Source organism: Psychrobacter sp. YP14, from assembly GCF_003209315.1.
GTDB lineage: Bacteria > Pseudomonadota > Gammaproteobacteria > Pseudomonadales > Moraxellaceae > Psychrobacter > Psychrobacter raelei.
This window is the reverse complement of record NZ_CP029789.1, coordinates 2515775-2535737: the sequence shown is the minus strand read 5'-3', so window position 1 is coordinate 2535737 and position 19963 is coordinate 2515775. Positions and strand designations below refer to the sequence as shown.

Here is a 19963-nt window from a genome sequence, read left to right as displayed (position 1 = left end):
TGATTATACGGTTATGTTAAAAATTGCTTTTTCACCCATTTACTTATATGACGTGCCCGAAAAACACCGTTTCCCGATGCAAAAATATCGGCTGATACCTGAGCGTTTACTTGCAGAAGGCACACTGACTCAGGACAACTTTTTTGCACCGGACAAGGTCAGCGAGGCAGAGATTCTAACCACCCATACTCCTGAGTATTGGGATAAATTAAAAAACCAAACTTTACCACGCAAAGACGCCCGTGCCATCGGCTTTGAGATGACACCTCAGTTGGTTGAGCGGGGGCGTTATATTGCCCATGCCACTTATGAGTGTGCCTTGTACGCCAAGCAGTACGGGGTGTCTCTTAATGTCGCAGGTGGTACACACCACGCCTTTGCCGATCATGGTGAGGGGTTTTGTGTGTTCAATGATGTGTGTATTGCCAGTAATTTGCTGCTCTCACGAGGGCAGGCAAGCAAAATCTTGATTGTGGATTTAGATGTGCACCAAGGCAATGGCAATGCCAGTATTATGGCCAATGAGCCTCGGGTATTTGTGTTTAGTATGCATGGTGAAAAAAACTACCCATTTCGTAAGCCGCCCTCAGATTTAGACATAGATTTGCCTAATGATACCGATGACGCCACTTATCTGACTCTGTTAAAAGACACCTTGCCTAAGTTAATTGCAGAGCATGAGCCTGATTTAATTTTTTATCAATCAGCGGTCGATGTGCTGGCCAGTGATAAGCTGGGTAAGCTGGCCCTAAGTTTAGAGGGCTGCAAAGCACGTGATGAGTTTGTGCTAACTCAGGCCAAAGCGCATCATATCCCAATAGCCATTGTCATGGGCGGCGGATATTCAGAAGAGGTGGAACAGGTGGTAGAGGCCCACTGCAACACTTTTAGATTGGCCAAACAGATATTTTTTGCTGACTAGGGTGAAGATTGGCCTCGCTCTTGCAATGACAATTACCCCAGTAGCAGTGAGTCGTATCACCGTCCGTGTCCCTCAGGTGATCCGTAAGCTTACGTGAGGTAATAGCAGGGGCATTTTTTATTAAGAAAAACTCGGTTTCTCCACCGTCACCTTATCATTGACCGGTAACAGCACGATAAAGCGGGTACGACCATTATAGGTATCGGTGCGGATGCGACCATTATGTGCCTCTACAATTTGTGCCACCAAGGACAGACCTAGTCCTGACCCTTTCTTTTGCTGCTGTAGACGCACAAAGGGACTAAATATTTCCTCACGCTTATCAACTGGAATGCCTTTACCTTGGTCTATCACCGCCAATACCACATAGTTGGGCTGGGCAATGGGCTCAGCTTTTGGCCGGCGTAAGCGTTTGGCAAAGCTCATGTCATTGAGCTTAGAGCTCTCAGATTTTGCTTTTTTATCGACTTTTTTGAGCTTGTCGGCCTTATCTTTACCCTCATCTGCCTCTTTAGCAGCGACTGTATTGGGTGTGCTGTCTGCGCTTTGGTCATCGGCGACCTCTTGAGCGTCAGAGATTAGGCTTTGGTGCTCATCCTCATCTTGCTCAGGCGATTGATCTGCCTCCTCACTTGCCTGCTCTGTGCCGAGCGCTGGTAAATTCGCCTCACTCTCGTATTCAGCTAAGTCCTCTAACACTTCTAGCTCATCTTCAGCATGTGATAGCGCAATTTGATCCAGCAGCTGTTTGGGCGGATACAGCGCATCTTTTTGATTGACCACGCCGTAAACATGCACTTCAATGGGCGGCTGACCATGGATAAGGGCATTATTTAAAAGATTGCGTATCAAATGAATCAGCAACTTAGGCTGACCTTCAATTACCAAAGATTTGCCGTATAAAGTGGCCTCAGGGTAATGCTGGCACTCTTGATTGACCAGTTCAAAAAAGTCAAAGCGTTCATTTGCTTGGGCAGCGTGACCGGCATCTAAGCGGCTCACCAGTAAGATACTCTCCACCAAGTCATTGAGGCCAGTGAGGTCACGATTGACAGCTTGTGCCCGTTTATGGAACTTGGCTTTGGTGCCCTCGGACATCTCATTAGACAGCATCTCCATCATCTCAATCTGCAGACGAATACGAGTAATGGGCGTGCGTAGCTCATGTGAAGCATGCGCCAGCAATAGATTATTGGCATTGATAAGCTGCTCAATTTTTTGTGCTGCTTGGTTGAAGCCGCGTGCCAGACTGGCAATCTCATCCGTCCCTTTGGCAGGCACCCGCACACTAAAATTACCCTCACCAAGCTGAGCCATCTGTTTGCTCATCTGATTAATGCGCCAGGTCATAGAGTGCGCAATCCACCACAGCACGGCCGACATCAGACCAATTAAGGCCAAAGTACCGGTGAATATATTGAGTACCGCCCATAATTCAGAGCGTTTTGGGGGATTGCGTGGCTCATACAGCAAGGTATAGCCACGATCACTCATGGCCTGCACGTTCACCTGATCCGAGGAGAAAAAAGCCGGTAGCATACGCGAGATTAACGAGGGGTCCTCGGGTAGGGTCTTGGGCAAGTCGCTATCGTCAGTTTGAATTAACAAATGACCCTTGCGGTCATAAAGCCCCATTTTGGCTTGTAGGGATTCATCAAAAACATCGAAGCTTTTTTTTATGACAGCCAGCATAAATCGGGCCTGTAACAGCTCGTTCATGGTAGTGGCATTGTCTAATTCGTCAATAAACGGGTCAACTTGGCTGACAATTTGTTTTGCCAGTACCTCCCATCTTGCATCTGCAGAGTTGTTGTGCACCATGTTCATCAAAGTAATCATGGCCGCCGCAAAAAAAACCAGCGTCAACACCACACTGGTAAATAGCTTATTAAAAACAGAGGTAAAACCAAATCGAGGCAGTCGGGGCATAAGCTTATCTAATCTAGATGAGAGTAATTGAGGGTCTAAGCCAACCGGTTTTGCTTAGACCCTCAATGGATGGTAGATATCAACCGTAGAATATCAATTGTAGAATATCGAACCGAATTAAACTTGATCGGTAGCAAATTGATAGCCGACACCGCGCACAGTAATGATGCGTTTAGGCTGACGTGGGTTGTCTTCAATTAATGCACGCAGTCTTGAGATGTGCACGTCAATTGCGCGATCAATGTTATCTGAGCTGTCATCATTGGGCATGGCTTGCCACAACTGCTCACGGTTTAATACCTTACCTGCATGGGTGGCGAAGTAGTGGAGCAGCTGGAATTGATGGGTGGTTAAACGGACAGGCTTGTCATCAATGGTGACTTCATGACTATCAGGGAATACGCTTAAGCGGCCAAACGTTAAGCTGTCAGACTGGCTGTCAGCTTGATTTGGCTGCTCATGACGACGCAGTACGGCACGAATACGAGCCAACAGCTCACGAGGCTCGAATGGCTTTGAAATATAATCGTCTGCGCCCATCTCCAGACCCAGTACTCGGTCGGTCGTATCGCCTTTGGCGGTCAACATAACGATAGGCACTTTATTGGTTTGGCTATTTTTACCGCCACGGATTTTTTGGCAAACCTGCATACCATCCATATCCGGTAGCATTAAGTCTAGGATAATTAAGTCGATGGCGCGTTCTTTGGCGTCAAGAATATCAAGACCTTCTTGACCTGTGGGCGCATGGTGCACCTCATAATAATTCATTGCCAAGTAATCGCTAATTAATTCTGCTAAATCAGGATCATCTTCGATCAGGAGTATTTGCTTGCTCATAACTATCCTTAAAAATTATAAAAATTGAATCATCTGGCTTGGCTGTTAATTTTGTGATGATTATTGGTTATTAACAGCTTGGGCGGCTGTTTTAAGTTAGGACCTATCTTTTATGACCTTAAGTAATTAAGTGCCGAAGTAATAAAATGGCTTAACTTAAGGGCTTAATGGGGCTATAAATGCCATTAACAATTGAGCCGGTGTAAATAAATGTTGCACGCCCAGTAAGCACTATTATAACTATAATGCCTAAGGTGTGCCTATCATAACAATACACAGTTTGTTACTTTTTCTCGCTATTGTTACACACAGATTGTTAAGTCTAAATTGTCTAGATTGCTACAACTGTCAAATAAAAATATACAGTAGGTTTGATAATACACCATCTATATGGCCTAATAGAGATAAGCTAAGTACAGTATAAAGCGGATTGGCAGTGATTAATGTGATTAAATTAACTGCTTAGAGAGGGTTGTCATTAAAAACTTTGAGTGTCTATGGGGAAACAAGTAGTAAACCCTGTATTTTTATGCTAAAAATGACAGGAGTAACTGTGAGGGTAATCGTGAGTAACTCAGATAACTAAAGGCTTAGATAAGCGGCAAAAGCGCATATCAAACAAGCAATGGATATCATATTAGTGTACCAATAAAGATAAAAACTGTTTAAAAAAAAGCGTTTTACATATAGGGTAGGTGCAATGGACATAAGTTTTGAGGGGCTAAAGGTGATGGTGATTGATGATTCAAAAACCATTCGACGTACAGCCGAGATGTTATTACAAAGAGTGGGCTGTGATGTGGTCACTGCAGTAGATGGATTTGAGGCTTTGGCCAAGATAGCCGACTACAAGCCTGAGATTATCTTTATTGATGTGGTGATGCCGCGCTTAGATGGTTATCAAACCTGCGCCATTGTAAAAAATAACAAAGACTTTGCCGATACCCCAGTGATTATGTTGTCCTCAAAAGATGGTCTGTTTGATAAAGCGCGCGGACGCATTGTGGGGGCAGATGAGTATTTGACCAAGCCCTTTAGTAAAGATGAGCTATATACGGCCATTCAGCAGCATCACAAGGCCGACCGTTAAGCGGCTGGTTTTATGCTAAAAGTAGTACCCAAAAATTAGGAAATACAAAGCACAGAGTCGGGCTTATAAAAGACGCAGGGAATCGATAGTAAGGACAACACATGCACAAGGTTTTGGTGGTAGAAGACTCACAATCTGAGATGGCTCGTTTTCGGGAGTTATTGATAAAAAATAACTACGAAGTGATAGAAGCGTCTGATGGTCAACAAGGGATTGAGAAGGCGCAAATACACTTACCCGATGCCATTTTAATGGATATTGTTATGCCTGAAATGAACGGCTTTCAGGCCACACGTAAGATTACTCGCAATGAGGCTACAGGTCATATTCCTGTGGTGATGATCAGCACCAAAAACCAAGAAACCGATAGGGTATGGGGCAAAAGACAAGGCGCTAAGGCTTATCTAACTAAGCCTGTTAATGAGACCGAACTGCTGACTACCATCGACTCGGTCATAGGGTAGCAATTGTGGCTTTAAAGGGATTTATTGAGTTACTGCACTTAGAGCATATGGCCAAATCACGCCAAGTGGAGCGTCAGCAAGGGATGGATACCCCATGGCAGGGAGTGGCATTTTGTGTGGCTGGGCTAAATTTTGTGGCCCCCATTGGTGAGGTGACCGAGGTTATCAGCTTCCCTAACAGCCTAACGGAGTTACCTATGAGCAAGCCGTGGCTGTTAGGGATTGCCAACATACGTGGTCAACTGTTGCCCTTGGTGGATTTGGCAAGCTTTGTTAACCTATCTGGTACAGCGGAACAATTAAACCGTCGTAAAGTACTGGTAGTTAAGCAGCAAGACATAGCAGTCGGGCTATTGGTCGATACCGTGTGGCACATAAAAAACTTCTTACCTAAGCATTACCTGCCTGAGCACCTGCCAGCTGGCGCCCCTTTTTTACCCTATACCCACGGTCAATTTGTCACCGATACCGAGCTTGAGGCTTGGCCGATATTTAGGCCAAGCTTATTGTTAGCCGATCCTAGGTTTTTGGAAGTATCCCTTTAAATAATAGAGGCGCTTTTACCAACACAGTTATAATTTTCTGAAAGTAAGATTGAGCCAATTTTAAGGCTTCAAGAGTAGTCATGAGGGACCATTAACTACGCTGTATGCCCTATACCTTATGCTAAGGCTCCAATGCGCAGTAATAAGAATTAACCTTAAGGAACGATGAATGAAAGATGCAGCGAAAAGGCCTGCCCACAATACCGCTCAGCCTCAAAAAAAATGGATTTATGGCCTATTAGGCTTAGGGGTGCTAGGCGTTATAAGCATCATTTATCTGATCATTAGCATCAGCAAGGTCGCAGGATATGTCAGCAGCATTAATCAATTAGAGGTGGCTTCAAGCACCTTGGTACGTCATGTCAACCAAGCAATATTCTCAACCCCTCCTCAAAAAGGCATGAGCGCTCAGCAGCAATTACCCGATGACCTAATCACCTATCAAGCTGCATTAAATCAAGTGCAGACCTACGCCTTAGATGACCCAAGTATTTATCAAAATCTCAATCAGCAGTGGCAAATGGTTAAGCCTGAAGTTGAGTCTGTGATTAATAGTGGTCAGGCAAAAGATGAGGTAGGTGATGAGCAGAGTACTATGCCTACGCTTGAGCGACAACAAAGCGCTAATAAGGTGAGCCTATTCGCCGCACAAACCCAGCAGAACTTGCAGCAGGTAGATCGCAGCTTATTGTCACGCAAGATAATTATTATTCCAGCGTTGTTGTTTTTGCTAAGTTTGCTTGGCAGCATTTATGCCCTGTATCGTTTGTATCAAGCCAATAATCTCACTCAGCGTTTATTGATTGAAAAAGAAACGTTGCGTCAGCGTGATGAGATGGATGCGCAATTTGAGCGGGCACGAGCAGTACAGCAAGAAAATGAGCAAAACCAAGCGGCAATTTTGCGTCTACTTGATGAGCTTGAGCATGTGGCTGACGGGGATTTGACAGTCAGTGCCACAGTGTCAGAAGACATTACGGGCGCCATTGCTGACTCAGTGAACTACGCCATCGATCAGCTGCGTCATCTGGTGCAAGCCATTAACCGCACCGCCTTTACTGTGGCTGAGTCATCAAGCCATACCCAGCTTAATGTCACTGAGCTGGCACAAGCTTCTGAGCTGCAATCACAAAAGATTGGCGATGTGTCCTCAGCCATCAATGATATGGTGCTATCTATCAAGCAGGTTTCCTCCAATGCTTCGCAGTCGACTTCGGTAGCAGAGCGTTCGGTAGAGATTGCCCATAATGGGGCGCAAGTGGTGCAGCGCTCAATCAATGGAATGAGCACCATTCGTGAGCAAATTCAAGAGACCTCTAAGCGTATCAAGCGCTTGGGTGAGTCGTCACAAGAGATTGGTGAGATTGTGGGTCTGATCAGTGACATTGCTGATCAAACCAATATCTTAGCGCTTAATGCGGCCATTCAGGCGTCGATGGCAGGTGAAGCAGGTCGAGGCTTTGCCGTGGTGGCTGATGAGGTACAACGCCTAGCCGAGCGCTCAGCCAATGCCACCAAGCAAATTGACACCTTGGTAAAAACCATTCAGGCCGATACCAATGAGGCGGTGATGTCGATGGAGTCCACCACCGCTGAGGTGGTGCAAGGGGCTAAGCTTGCAGCCGACGCAGGCGAGGCACTAAAAGAGGTGCAGACTGTCTCCAACAGCTTGGCCTCTTTAATCCAAGAGATCTCTAACGAGGCCAAAGCTCAGGCCAGCTCTGCCGGGCACATCTCGCAGACCATGGGGGTGATTCAAGAGATAACCTCTAAGACCACTGCAGGTACACGTGCAACTGTCCGCTCTGTGGGTCAGCTCAATGAGATGGCCGCCTCGTTACAAAAATCAGTTTCTGGCTTTAAGCTTGAGCAAGATCCAACTGGTGATAAAGGATAAATAATGAGCGATCAGCCAAATGCCTTATTCACCGCCCGCTGGATGCTACCGCTACTAAAACAGCAACTGCTTGAACTGCATAATAAACAGCTTAAGCAGCCTGCCACCGCTGACAACTTGGCGCAGATTTGTCACGGCTATCAGCAAGTTTTTGAAAAGCTGCACAGTGCTGATTTGGTTGATTTTGCGAATGTGGCACAGGCTATTTATAACACGACTTGTGCTGTAAGCTCCCAACAGCTTAACCCTCAAGTATTGCCTTCGGTGGTTACTGCCAGTAAGCAGCTGTTACAAGAGCTGAGCTATTATGTAGAAATTGGTACGTATCAGCCTGATATTTTGCATCAATGTGAACAGCATTTACAGCAGCTTAGTACAGGCGCTGTAAAAGGCCATCTGAAAAAAAATAGCAAACACAAACCTGAGCACGATATTAAACCAGCTCAGGTTAAGCAAGAGGATAACAGCACTGAGGACGACCGGGTAATTATTGCGCTGCCTGCCCGCTATGATACTGAGCTGAGCTTAGATCAAACCCTAACGAGCAGTCAGCCAAAACAGACGGACTTTGCCACTGACAGCGCGCTTTATGATAAGCGCGGTTACAAACGTCTGTCCCATTCTAAAACTTACCCCACCAAGCCTGACTCAAGCATTCAGCACAGCCAATCTTTGGCATCTTTACACAGCACTAAAGCCGCTGGTCTATCTGAGTTATTAAAAAGCACCGTCGATGAGGTGCATTTGCCAAGCGATGACCCCGACTGTGATGTTGAAATAAAGCAAATCTTCGTTGAGGAAGCACAAGAGGTGCTACAAGCGATAACCGAAGCAATGGCTCAGCTTACACCTCGCTTGCAGGACAAAGTGCAGCTCGGTGAGGTGGGCCGCGGTTTTCATACGCTAAAGGGGTCGGGGCGTATGGTTGGAGCACATACCATCGCTGAGCTGGCTTGGGCCATTGAAAACATGCTTAATCGGCTCTTAGATGACAGTATTGAGCCGACGACAGGCATCTGGCAGTTACTCACAGAAGTGGTGGCACAATACCCAGCGCTGGTAGCGATATTCGCTGAGCCTGCTTCTGCAGACAAGCCGCCGCTTTATCCCTCAAAGATAGTAGATCAGATAGCCGCTGCTAACTTATATGCCAACAACAAACACACAGAGTTTGATGATTGGCAGCTGCTTCAGCCACAGCTTTCTAAAGCTATCGAAGCTATAAATGACGACCAGGCTCATCTGCCTCAGCGCCTACCGCTGTCTTTAGACGCCGCTGCACCGGCACAGAGTACTGCGCTTAGAAACAGTGTAGATAATGCCATTGATGAGGCAGATCTGGCGCAGGTGTTTATTGCAGAGGCCACTGAACTGCTGCAAAGTATCGACGCTATGCTGGCACAACACCAAGACTCATCAAGCTTTGAGGTGGATGACAAGCTGCTGCGCGCCTTCCATACCTTGCGAGGGGCAGCCAGTAGCCAATCTTTAACCACCATTAGCCAGTTAAGTGCCGCAGTAGAGCAAGATCTAGAGCAGCTGCAACAAAGCGATCAGCTGATCACTCCAAGCTATGCGGACACCTTGAGGCAATCAATTGAACTGATAAAAAGTCACTTACAGCAGCAGTATCCGCACCCGTATTTAGAGCAGACACGCGATAATGACACCCAGCACCATGTTGGCCTAAAAGATGCGCCGATAGATGCACCAATAGCTGAGCATCATGATGATGTCAAAGAGGTAGATAGCGATATTGGTAGTCATGTGGCTCTTAGTGTGGCTGAGCTGATTGACGGCATCGATGACCTATTAGATGCAGAATGGCGTCTGTTGCCGTTGGCACATACAACAAATGAGCCGATAGAGGATAATGAAGCTGAACAAAGCAGTGAGCAGTCTTTATCGCAGCAAAGCCTTCAAGGTTATGTGGACGATATGCTTCAGCAAATTAAGCAGCTGAGCTTACGTGTGGGTCATTCTGCCAAATTTATCAGTGTCCTAAATTGTTTGCAGTTGGTATATCAAGCATTTAGTAATGACATTGAACTTGCTCAAAAATGGCTGCACGACCGCCGAAGGCTTGCTCTTTTGATTGCCGTGCACGAGCAGTTGACTGGCTTATTTGACGCTTTGGCAGGTCGCATGACGCTCAAAGTGGATGACACATTATTGGCTCAGCTCGGTGATGAGTTAAATAAAGCTCAGGCCAGCCGACCTTTGATAAACCGATTCAGTGCTGACCCTAAAAGCAAACAGGGTTTAAGCGATGATAACGAACAACAAAACACCGAGGCAGATGCTGAGCTGCTTGCCATCTTTATAGAAGAAGCACAGCAGCTTGATACAGATAGCCAAGAGCAGTTGCGCTTATGGCAACAAAACCCAGCGGATTTAGCACCGGTTAACGTTTTGCTGCGTTATCTACACACCTTAAAAGGTGGGGCACGCATGGCTGGTATAGATAGCTTAGCTGAGCTGACACATGAAGCGGAGACGTTATACGAGTATTTGTTAGATCAGCAAATTGTGCCTGATGCTAATTGGGTGGCACTGATGCAGTCAGTACAAGATACCTTGTCCGCTCAAGTAGACAGTTTGGTGCGTCAAGGGCAGTCATTTTTTGTGCCTGAGCTGGTGGCCAAACTGCAGACCATAGTACGTAGCAAGCGACTACCGGAGTCTGATGTTAAGCCGATTCAGCTTTACACAGAGGGGGATACTGCGGCTGACCATGATAAAGTGTCTGTTAAAGCTACTATAATGGCTGAAAATAAGGCGCCAAAGGCTCAAAGTACTGAAAACGTTGACCACAAACAGAGCACCCATGATATCAGTCAGATGCCACCTAGCTTGCTAAGATCTGAGAGTGGTGCGACGCAAGATAGCAGCAACGAGATGATTCGGGTGCCTGCCAAGCTGATGGAGCAGATGATTGATTTATCGGCAGAGTCGGCTATTCGTCGTTCAAGTATTGAGCTCAATATGAGCAGCGTGGCAGGTACGTTAAGTGAGATGGAGTCTACCGTACAGCGTCTGGCAGAGCAGTTGCGGCGTATGGATATTGAGCTTGAGGCTCAGATACGCTCTCAGATTGAGGACCACGTCTTACAAGCTGATCAAAGCTTTGATCCGCTTGAGATAGATCAGTACTCAGCGCTTAATCAGTTGTCCAAGTCTTTGTCCGAATCGGCGTCAGACTTATTGGAGATTAGAACCAGCTTGCGCAGCAAGACCCGTGAGACGGAGAGCTTATTGCTGCAGCTGTCACAGACTCAGACCCAGATGCAAGAGGGGCTGATGAGCTCAAGGATGGCGCCTTTTTCGCGGCTACTGCCCAGATTGCAGCGTACGCTTCGACAGACCGCAAATGAGGTGGGTAAAGAGGCCAAGCTTGAGCTCATCACCGATATAGATGAGATAGATAGAACTGTGCTTGAGCGCCTCACTGCACCACTTGAGCATATGGTTCGCAACGCCATCGATCATGGCTTAGAGACACCAGATCAGCGCGAAGCGTTAGGCAAGCCGCGCACAGGTCATATCATCATTGAGATGGACCGAAAAGGCAGCGAAATTGTCATTCGTGTTAAAGATGACGGTCAAGGTATTGATGTCAATTCTGTGCGTAAAAAAGCAATCGCTTGCAGGCTTATGGATGCCCAAGACAATACCTTAAGTGATCTGGAAGTGATGCAATATATCTTCCATGCAGGGCTGTCGACCGCCAGTAGCCTCACTCAGATATCAGGGCGCGGTGTGGGCATGGATGTGGTGCTCAATGAAGTACGCCAGCTGGGGGGTAATGTCACCGTGCACTCCAGTGCTAATCAAGGGACAGAGTTCACCCTCACATTACCACTGACCCTTGCGGTGATTGAGGCTCTGGTGGTTCGGGCAGGGGATCAAACTTATGCCGTGCCTTTATTACAAATTGAACGGATTGAGCGAATAGCGGCACAACGTTTGAGCAGTTTGTATGATTCTAAGCGTAATCGCAATCAAAATGGATCGCCAAATACCGTGGGCGGTCATGAGTCGGCACAGCTTAATGTGGGGGGTAAACCGTATCGAGTACGCTATCTGACCCAGCTGCTATCCGGTGAGACGGTGGATGTTAAAGTATTCGATACGCAAGACAGCTTACCGGTGCTGTTAATTAAACATCACGCTGGACAAAGCTTTGCACTACATGTCGATGAGATTATAGGCTCACGCTCTGAGGTGGTGGTTAAGCCATTAGGCCGTCCGCTATCAAGCATCGCTGGCTTATCGGCTGCCACCATTACGGCTGAAGGCTCGGTCATGCTTATTTTAGATGTGCAGACCTTGATACGTAAAGCATCGCTTCCCATAAGTGCTCAGAGTCGATTAAGTGGCGGTACACAACCTGAGCGGGTCATTCAAAACCCAGCGCCTGCTACCAAATCCATTAAGCCACAAATCTTGATTGTTGATGACTCGGTAACGGTGCGCAAGGTAACCGCACGCATGCTACAGCGACAGGGTTATCAAGCTCATGTTGCTCGTGACGGGGTAGAGGCAGTCGAGATGCTACAAACCTTGCGCCCTGATTTAATGCTACTTGATATTGAGATGCCACGTATGGATGGCTTTGAGGTGGCTACCCATGTGCGTCACAATCAGGCTATCAGTCATCTGCCAATCATTATGATTACTTCGCGTAGCGGTGATAAGCACCGTCAGCGGGCGCTAAAAATAGGGGTTAATGCCTACCTGGGCAAGCCATTCCAAGAAGCGAAACTGGTGGCGCTTATTCAAAATCTCATCAGCTAACTTATCAGTGATAACCAAGCAAAGGGGATGGATAATCAGCAGCTACCAGCAATGCTCATCACCAAACACTCCCAGTAGTCGCCAAGCCTCATGTCATACACTCTCTTAATAAGGCACAGCAGTCGTGAAAAACAGCCCATCCTCCCTGAAAATTAGCCCCCTATTAATGCTCAATCAAGGTGGCCTAAATATCACTATCATTCCACGTGGCACTCAGCCCGACTGGATAGTGCCGAGCGCACTTATCTTGGACAGTATGGCCTGTTCTGAGCGAGTAAGCAGTTACGAATGGCAGCAGCAACCGCTGGCTGTATATTCTTTACTCTTAACCAAGGCGGCCCCAACAACAGTGGTTATTTTACAGGGCAGTAGTGAGCAACAACGGCTTGGCTTATTGATTGAGGGGGCGCTAACCGAGCGTTATATCCAAGTATCGGATATCAAAGACCTTGATACCAGCCCTATATCCACAGCCAGTACGGCGCCTAACTTTGTGTTTCAAGAGGTGATACTAGACCAACAGGTCTTTGTGGTACCAGACTTAGCCAAGCTTGCTAAGATGCTGTATAAAACAAAGTAATTGCCCCCATAAAAAAATGCGATGACTCAAAATAATCACAGGTTACCATAATAGCGTTCAGTCCCTTATAATACTCAGTTATTATCTAAACGTTTTTTGGTATTTATTGATTTGAGTTCCACTCAATATAGGTAACCTATGTCTGTTAACACAAATGCAGTAACCCCTTTAAGACCCACTATGTGGTCGCGTGCCGTTAAGCTGTTTCATTGGGGCAGTGCTTTATTACTGGTCATTACTTGGGCGATGATTACCTTACATCAAAACTCAGATGGCAATACGTTTATAGACCTGCATAGATCCTTTGGCTTAAGCCTACTGCTTTGGATGATTTTTCGTGTCATTGCTAGGGTGATTAGTCCGACACCAGCGCCTGTGGTCATGCCAAAGTGGCAGACCGCGTTGTCACACATTAGCCATTTAGTGCTTTATGTGCTGTTATTTGCTATGCCACTTTCAGGTATTTTGATGACTTGGTATGGGGGACGTGGTATTGAGGTGTTTGGCTTATTTGATTTACCCAGTGTTTTGACCACTGATCGCAGCCAGGCGCGCTTTATCAATGAATTACATACTGATGTGTTCTGGCCGGCCTTGTTGGCGTTCACAGCATTACACATTTTAGCCGCGCTGCAGCATCAATTTATCAAAAAAGACAATATCTTAGCACGCATCAAATAGCTTCAGCCTAAAATTAAAAAAGCCGCCCTCATTGAGGGCGGCTTTTTAGGTATAGCTTGAGATAAGCGGCTTTTTAGTAAAAATTACCTGTCATACCTCAATAACACCATTATTTGGCGTCAGGTAAGTTGATGTTCATCTCTAACACGTCAAGGTTGTCCTCATGACGGTGATTGATGTTTACATCGTTGATTTGCACCCCATTAACGTACTTGTTCACCACTTCAAGAATTTCACGTTTCATTTTCTCGATACGGTCAGCAGTTAAGCGTGAATTGAGACGATTTTCACTGGCAACGATAACTTTCAGTCGCTCAGTAGCTGTATTGGCGCTGCCTGATGATTTGGTTTCTGTCCCAAACAGAGCGCTCCAAAATCCTTTCTTCCGTGTTGACATCCTTAACCCCCAAACCAGCGTTGCAAGAAGCTCTTCTTCTTAACATCAATGTGACGTAATGGTCTTTCTTCCCCTAAGAAACGCGCCACGATATCTTCATAGCATTGACCCGCAATTGAGTCTGGGTTATGAATGACTGGTTCACCATGGTTTGAGGCTTCTAGTACACTATTGCTCTCAGGCACCACACCTAATAAAGGCACTTTTAGGATGTCATTAGAGATGGTGTCGATATCCATCATCTCTTTGGCAGCCGCACGTTCAGGATTATAGCGATTGATTACCAAGTGCTCACGAACGGTACCTGTGCCTTCTTCTACCTTTTTGGTACGGCTTTGCAGAACACCGATAATGCGGTCCGAATCGCGTACAGAGGAGATTTCAGGGTTGGTGACGATGATGGCTTCATCTGCATGATACATGGCCAACTGAGCACCGCGCTCAATACCGGCCGGAGAGTCACAGATAATATAGTCAAACTGTTTAGACAACTCATCGATAACTTCAGCCACCCCTTCATCGGTTAGGGCGTCTTTGTCACGGGTTTGGCTGGCAGGCAAGATGTACAAATTCTCTAGCTGTTTGTCTTTTACCAAGGCTTGTGACAAACGAGCATTGCCTGAGATAACATCAACGAAATCATAGACGATACGGTTTTCGCAGCCCATAAGTAAGTCAAGGTTACGTAAGCCCACATCGAAGTCGATGACAACGGTTTTGTAACCCCGCAATGCTAGACCTGCGGCAAATGAAGCACTGGTCGTAGTTTTTCCGACACCGCCTTTACCTGAGGTAATTACAACGATTTTTGCCACTATGGCATACTCCTATGAATATGAAAATGGGCAGAATGTGCCCATAACTGTTATAAGATTAGGCGCACTTTTTAGGGACAGTGTTGACTTACCCTGTGAGCGACATTTTGTAGTCGACAACACAAAATACAAATGCACCAAAAAGTCAAATTTTGTGGCTCTAGATTATCACAGATAACCTTAAAGTCATAGCATTCGCTTGATTATAAAGGCTTTGAGTGCTTATTACGTGTAAGTTTAATACAGAGTTTTATTTCTATTTTATTACTATTAAAGGTAAATTTTTGCTATCAAAGCTTTAGGTATAATCGATTAAAATGGACACAAGCGGCATTCAACCGATTGTGCCCCAGATGTCTGCTCCACTGTTATCAATTATCGGTAATCATCTCAAACACCAAGCCTTGTCCCTCAACGTATCTAACTTGGACCGGCTTATCAATCATCTCTTGAGGAATATTATCATTTAAGCAATAGGTTCCGGCCACAGATACCAGTGAGGGGTTAAAGCGCTGACAGAAGATACGTGCATCTTTGTCCCCTGTGGCACCGGCTACCAAGCGACCTTGCGCTCGGCCATAGACATGTAAGCTGTTGTCGGTAATGGCTTCAGCACCGTTATTAACACTGTTGGTCAATACCAAGTCGCCGCCCACATGATTGATGCTTTGGCCTGAGCGCAGCATCTGATCATAAAACAAGGTGGTCATGGCATCCACACTGCCAAAGTCGCTATGGCTTTCGGAGATGATGTCGCTGTTAGTATTGGCCGCCTGCACAGTAGCCGATGTAGTATCGGCAGAAGGCTCAGTGACGAGATCTTGACCTTGAGTGGGACTGATGCTCTGTGAGCCATCCATGTTCTGGGTGGCCTGAGTGGCATTTACTGCTGCTTGCGGCTCATTGACCACTGCCTTTTTGATTGGACGGATGCTCTCAATACGCTTCCCATCGCCTGGGAAGATTGCCAAGCGCTTGGCCTTGGCTGCGTCATCTAACACCCCTGTGACCACGCCAATAGGCTGAAGTCCCCAAGACCAAAATAGCTCAACCAAAGCGTCTAAATCTTGCTCAATGTCACTGTCAATAATTACTGGGATTTGACTGTCTTTATTACTTAGTTGGCCCGATAGATAAGCTTCAATGTCTGTTAAATTATCGGTTTCTAACTTGATACGGGTAAAGGTGAGCATTTTGCCAAACATTTTTAATGCAGGGGTAACCTCAGTGGCGGCGGTCATAGTAAATCCTTAAAGATCAAAACAGCAAAGTTTTTTTAATTAGGGTTATTGGTGAAAAAAGCTCTGTCCTATAAGCCGGCTTAGATAGGGGGGATAAAGAGCATTAACTTGGATCTGATTTTATGAGCGTCAGCCTACGATTATTATAATTATAGGCTACAGATGCAAGTATTCTTGGTGTTTCCATTGTTGTACTTTTACTTGAGCTTCAAAAGCGCTCAAAGCGTCATTGATGATACCTGATAGTAAGGCATCTAGCTCAGGATTACTGAGGTCAATATAGGCGATAGTTTGGGCCACCTCATCGATAATGGCTTCAGTAATATGCGGCTGAGTTAAATGAGTGAATAGGGTTTGAGTGATGTTCTCACCTATGTTTTGGCTGACACTGTGCAACTGGCCTTCAATAAGGGTGCCGGCAATAGGAATCAAGCGCAAATAACGACGCAGCTCAGGGGTGTTGTTAAGTGCCTCTTGTACGGCTATACCCACTTGCTCGGACAACTCGCGGGTGGCTTGGCTGCGTGCCATGTGTTGTAGCTGCGGTGCCAACTGCTGCTTGAGCAAAGAGGCAAGCATAGACTGGATGTGAGGCCGGTTCTTATTTAGAGTGTCTTCGATAAAGCGCTGATGCGCTTTTTCGTCAGCGAACTGTTGACGCAAGTTATCAGTGGCGGTCAAAATCACTCGATCAGAGAGCTCTTCAAATACCACGTCATAATAGAACTTACCGGTGGCTATCCATTTTTTGGGTAGAACCTGATAGCCTAGTTGATAAAGCTTACGCCCGATAAAAAATGCCCGCAGCAGACGTAACGCCCGAAATTGGGGAAAACAGCCGAGTACTTCATACCAGTGAGCGAAAGGAAAAAAGAACCACCGAGTGTACTGTTTGCTGATGATGGCTAACAGCCAACGTAGCCCCAATTCTGCCATTAAAAAAATGGTAAAAAACCCACCCAAAACCCTGAGTGGATGGTGGATGTTATCGACATAGATGTCTAAAGATTCAGATAAACTGAGCCATTCAGCCACTTGAGCGGCAAACTTACTCATAAGCAGCAAATCTAGGCTGATGATGGCTAAGTCAATAATGATAACAACCAGCATAGCGATGTCATACAGCAGCGCCAGCTTGGTGGCTGTCTTACCTTTTAAAGGGGAGACAGGCTCAGTAGAGGGTCTCATAGAGTCAGTGGGTGACAAGTTGGCGTCGTTTTTTAAATCAGTCATGCAGGGGGGATGCCTCTAGGTTGAATCGTCCTGCAATATCATTCCATAACTTACGCTAAGTGTCACCCTTATTATGAGATGAGTACACTGATAACCGCTAATAGCCGATTAGCTTGCTGCCTTTTCTACTGACTTGGGATTATCAATGAAATCCGCTTTCATGCGTGAGATTTGCTCATCTTTATTGCGCCAAATCTCATCCAACCACGTGTACATGGTCTCGCGCATGGCCTTATCGTTATTATAATCACCCTCTTCAATGGCGGTAAATAAAGCTTGCGGGATATCGATGCGCTGCACATGTACCCCAAGGCGTTTGACATTGCCTTTCCACAAGTCTGCATAAGAGGGGCTACCATCAGGATAAACAATTGTCATGTCCAAGATGCCATCAATTTGAGGGCCTAACGCCTGAATCGCCAAAGAAATCCCCCCCGCTTTTGGGCGAAGTAGGTTTTTGTAAGGTGATTTTTGAGCATCACGCTTAGCAGGCGTGAAGCGGGTACCTTCAAGATAATTGAGTAGCGCAAAGGGTTTGTCTTTTAAGAGTTCACAAGCGCGTTTGGCTTCTAATATGTCACGATCTTTTAGACTCGGGTTTTTGGCAATCTCTTCTTTACTGTGCCGCTTCATCATCGGGAAGTCTAAGAAGTAAAAAGCTTGTCCGATAAAGGGGATATAAATAAGGTTATACTTGGTAAAAAAGCGGGTCAAAGGCAGTCTGTCTTGACTGATATATTGCACGATGCTGGTATCTACCCAAGACAAATGGTTACTAATTAATAGATACTGTTTGTCTTGTTCTAAATCATCAGGCAGCTCAATACGCCAATCTCTCTCAGGCAGCACATTATCGATGAGGCGATTGTTAGTGGTAATCCAGTGTTTGGCAATTTTAATGACCGTATTGTCAGCAACGCTTGAGCCGGTGGCAATTTTGGTGGCACCCAGTAGCCATAAAGGCAATCCATAAGATAAGGTGTTGGCCCCAATCACGCCCACAGCGGTGGTGAAAGATGCCGCCTTACCCACAACAGGCGATTTTGCATGTAGGTTTTGGTAGATATTCTTTATTCTATGTTTCATAAGACAGACCAAGTCAAGTAGAGTATTCAAAAACCATGAAGTAACAGCGCAGTTCACTTGTTTTAAGCTTGTTCAACCCCTACTTTATTTCTAAAGGCGTTTTGATCAACTAAAGTAGGGTGTCCCCAATGGCATTGAGCAAAAGCCCACATTAGCATAAAACAGGCTCAGCGACAGGCTTAATACGCCTAATATATATAGGCATATGCCTAGTCTGGCCATGTCTAATCAATAGCAGGCTAACAAGCTAAGCCAAAATTAACCACAAGGCCGGCTAAAGAGTAGGGTGGGGATGCAGACCCAATGTCTAATTAGCAAGACAAGGTAGTTTACGATTGTAAACCAAGCTTGAGTATAATGACAATGGCTATCCTCAAACTGCTCATTCATACCAAAGCGCTAAAGACAATGACTGCTTGAGATCTAATCTACCGATTACCCGTTTAAAATATTGGACTATCAGATGACACAGTTCTGATAGCTTAAAGTGATAAAAGTCCGAGTTGTTGTATAGATGTAATACAGCAAAACGACAAATTATTACATTAAGGTAGGCTTGAAACGTCATAATAATCCATGAAACATTTGCTAACTATATTAACCAAAGCTTTCTATTATAATAACTGCTATATCATTAGTGTCTAAAACGCGTATAACGTGATGTACTAATGAGAAGAGGTTAATTCTCTGTCATAAAACCTCTGTCATCAACAGAGAAGGCAGTTTAGCAAAGACATATAAAACTAACGGATAATTTTGAGGAACATACTATGAAAAATAAACTAATGATTGGCGCTTTAGCTTCTACACTAGCTCTAGCTGGCTGTGCTACTGATCCAGTAACTGGCCAACAGTCTATCAATAAAGGGGTATTGGGTGCTCTAGGTGGTGCCGCTGCTGGTGCCGGTATCTCTAAAGTAACTGGCGGCGAAAAAACTGGCCGTGATGCTGCTATCGGTGCCGCTTTAGGTGGTGCAGTTGGTCTATACATGGAAAACCAAGAAAAACAGCTAAAACAGCAGATGGCAGGGACGGGTGTTGAAGTAAACCGTAACCCAAATACCGGTAACATTGACCTAGTAATGCCAGGCAATATTACCTTTGCTCACGACAGCACTAACATTAATGGGTCTTTTTACAATACTCTAGATAAGCTTGCCTCAACTATGGTTCAGTACGGTGATACCACAGTAAATGTCATGGGCCACACTGATAGCGTAGGTAACCCTTCTTACAACCAAGGTTTATCAGAGCGTCGTGCGCAAGCGGTAGCAAGTTACCTAATCCAGCGCGGTGTATCAAGCAACCGTATCCGCACCATGGGTTATGGTCAAAACCAACCAGTTGCTTCTAACAGCACTGAAAGTGGTCGCCTACAAAACCGCCGTGTTGAGATTCAAATTGTGGCCCCAAAAAGCGTAAACTAATTTAATCTTACCTCGCCCT

15 protein-coding genes and 1 pseudogene are annotated in these 19963 nt (G+C 45.7%); 9 read left to right on the top strand and 7 right to left on the bottom strand.

Annotated elements, in window-relative coordinates; translation table 11 throughout:
• Positions 1–13 precede the first annotated feature (13 nt).
• Complete coding sequence (locus DLE54_RS10370) at positions 14–922, top strand: histone deacetylase (protein ID WP_110817093.1); 909 nt, start codon at positions 14–16, stop codon at positions 920–922.
• Positions 923–1042: 120 nt separating this feature from the next.
• On the opposite strand, the gene DLE54_RS10365 is transcribed toward DLE54_RS10370, so the two are convergent.
• Both DLE54_RS10365 and DLE54_RS10360 read right to left on the bottom strand, forming a co-directional pair.
• Positions 1043–2851, bottom strand: a complete 1809-nt coding sequence (locus DLE54_RS10365) for a sensor histidine kinase (RefSeq protein ID WP_110817092.1) — start codon at positions 2849–2851, stop codon at positions 1043–1045.
• A 117-nt stretch (positions 2852–2968) separates the two neighbouring features.
• Positions 2969–3691, bottom strand: coding sequence for a response regulator transcription factor (locus DLE54_RS10360; RefSeq protein WP_011961373.1), 723 nt, complete (start codon positions 3689–3691; stop codon positions 2969–2971).
• Between the two features lie 700 nt (positions 3692–4391).
• Here DLE54_RS10360 and pilG point away from each other — a divergent pair.
• The 7 genes and pseudogenes from pilG to DLE54_RS10325 all read left to right on the top strand — a co-directional run bounded on the left by pilG (position 4392) and on the right by DLE54_RS10325 (position 13745).
• Positions 4392–4781: a twitching motility response regulator PilG gene (gene pilG, locus DLE54_RS10355; RefSeq protein WP_110817091.1), complete on the top strand. Its 390-nt coding sequence runs from the start codon at positions 4392–4394 to the stop codon at positions 4779–4781.
• 101 nt (positions 4782–4882) lie between these two features.
• A complete protein-coding gene (locus DLE54_RS10350) occupies positions 4883–5245 on the top strand; it encodes a response regulator (protein ID WP_110817090.1) in 363 nt (120 codons plus the stop codon).
• Positions 5246–5250: 5 nt separating this feature from the next.
• Positions 5251–5790, top strand: coding sequence for a chemotaxis protein CheW (locus DLE54_RS10345; protein ID WP_110817089.1), 540 nt, complete (start codon positions 5251–5253; stop codon positions 5788–5790).
• Between the two features lie 721 nt (positions 5791–6511).
• A pseudogene (locus DLE54_RS10340) lies at positions 6512–7687 on the top strand (methyl-accepting chemotaxis protein); the annotation flags it as partial.
• 3 nt (positions 7688–7690) lie between these two features.
• Entirely contained in the window at positions 7691–12484 is a 4794-nt protein-coding gene (locus DLE54_RS10335) for an Hpt domain-containing protein (RefSeq protein ID WP_110817088.1), read from the top strand.
• Between the two features lie 124 nt (positions 12485–12608).
• Positions 12609–13064, top strand: a complete 456-nt coding sequence (locus DLE54_RS10330) for a hypothetical protein (protein WP_162617743.1) — start codon at positions 12609–12611, stop codon at positions 13062–13064.
• A 138-nt stretch (positions 13065–13202) separates the two neighbouring features.
• The gene (locus tag DLE54_RS10325) at positions 13203–13745 is read left to right on the top strand and encodes a cytochrome b (RefSeq protein WP_011961365.1); all 543 of its coding nucleotides are present in this window, start codon (positions 13203–13205) and stop codon (positions 13743–13745) included.
• Positions 13746–13854: 109 nt separating this feature from the next.
• On the opposite strand, the gene minE is transcribed toward DLE54_RS10325, so the two are convergent.
• The 5 genes from minE to DLE54_RS10300 form a co-directional block, all read right to left on the bottom strand.
• Positions 13855–14142: a cell division topological specificity factor MinE gene (minE, locus tag DLE54_RS10320; protein ID WP_011961364.1), complete on the bottom strand. Its 288-nt coding sequence runs from the start codon at positions 14140–14142 to the stop codon at positions 13855–13857.
• A gap of 2 nt (positions 14143–14144) precedes the next feature.
• Positions 14145–14957, bottom strand: a complete 813-nt coding sequence (minD, locus tag DLE54_RS10315; protein WP_011961363.1) for a septum site-determining protein MinD — start codon at positions 14955–14957, stop codon at positions 14145–14147.
• Positions 14958–15328: 371 nt separating this feature from the next.
• Positions 15329–16198, bottom strand: coding sequence for a septum site-determining protein MinC (gene minC, locus DLE54_RS10310; RefSeq protein WP_110817086.1), 870 nt, complete (start codon positions 16196–16198; stop codon positions 15329–15331).
• Positions 16199–16354: 156 nt separating this feature from the next.
• Positions 16355–17431 (bottom strand): hypothetical protein, encoded by a 1077-nt coding sequence (locus tag DLE54_RS10305; RefSeq protein ID WP_110817085.1) that lies wholly within the window; start codon positions 17429–17431, stop codon positions 16355–16357.
• A 108-nt stretch (positions 17432–17539) separates the two neighbouring features.
• Complete coding sequence (locus tag DLE54_RS10300) at positions 17540–18517, bottom strand: acyltransferase (RefSeq protein ID WP_110817084.1); 978 nt, start codon at positions 18515–18517, stop codon at positions 17540–17542.
• 770 nt (positions 18518–19287) lie between these two features.
• On the opposite strand from DLE54_RS10300, the gene DLE54_RS10295 reads away from it, so the two are divergent.
• Positions 19288–19944 carry an OmpA family protein gene (locus tag DLE54_RS10295; protein ID WP_110817083.1) on the top strand — a complete coding sequence of 219 codons (657 nt, stop codon included), beginning with the start codon at positions 19288–19290 and terminating at the stop codon, positions 19942–19944.
• The last annotated feature ends 19 nt before the right edge of the window (positions 19945–19963 follow it).